The organism is Bartonella sp. B10834G3 (assembly GCF_016102505.1).
Lineage (GTDB): Bacteria > Pseudomonadota > Alphaproteobacteria > Rhizobiales > Rhizobiaceae > Bartonella > Bartonella choladocola.
This window is the reverse complement of sequence record NZ_JACFOM010000015.1, coordinates 1-866: the sequence shown is the minus strand read 5'-3', so window position 1 is coordinate 866 and position 866 is coordinate 1. Positions and strand designations below refer to the sequence as shown.

Here is an 866-nt window from a genome sequence, read left to right as displayed (position 1 = left end):
ATTTTATAAGTTCCGGCAAGCGTGCCTTTCAATGTGGCTACATAAATGCCGCTTTGAGCCGGTGTCTCTTGAATTTCCGACAGAATAACCTTGTTCGTATCCGGCTTGTTACCGCCCCCGTCAACAATGTCAAAAGCAAGTTTGTTACCTAATCCTGTGACGGGATTTTGATTGGCATCCTTCGCTTTAAAGGTGAGTGTTGATTGTGCAGTTCCATCTGCTGGAATGGGTGTCTTATCTGCGCCAAAGCTGGAATTTCCTTTTCCCCCATCGACATCACCGGCTGTCAGTGTCACGGCCGCATTGAGTGTTCCAACAGCAACAGAAGAAACCTTCGGTGTGATTTTATAAGTTCCGACAAGCGTGCCTTTCAATGTGGCTACATAAATGCCGCTTTGAGCCGGTGTCTCTTGAATGTTCGACAGAACAACCTTGCTCTCATCCGGCTTGTTACCGCCCCCGTCAACAATGTCAAAGGTAAGTTTGTTGCCTAATCCTGCAACAACATTGCCATAAAAATCCTGCGCCTTGAACGTCATGGTCGATGAGGCTGCACCGTCCGCGACAATCGTGTGCTGATCGGCTTCAAAGGTCGAGCCGATTTCACTACCCTTGTCCTTTTCAACCGGTGTTCCAGCTGTCACACTGATTGTCGCTGACAGCTCTGCAAGCGTGTTGTTATCCTTTTTGGGTACAAATCTATATTGACCAATCTTTTTGCCCGTAACGACCGCTTTATACGTACCTGCGCCAGTCTTCGTTATTGTACCAATATCAATGGCGCTCCCGTCAGACGATGAAACAAAACTCAATTGTGAAGGGTCATAGTCTATCGGATTGCCAAACTTATCTTTGGCCACAAGAGT

General features: G+C 47.2%; 1 protein-coding gene. It reads right to left on the bottom strand.

Translation table 11 applies throughout. The features are described 5' to 3' along the window. Positions 1–866, bottom strand: an 866-nt coding sequence (locus tag H3S94_RS11745; protein ID WP_198241177.1) for an Ig-like domain-containing protein, incomplete at both ends; no start/stop codon positions are given.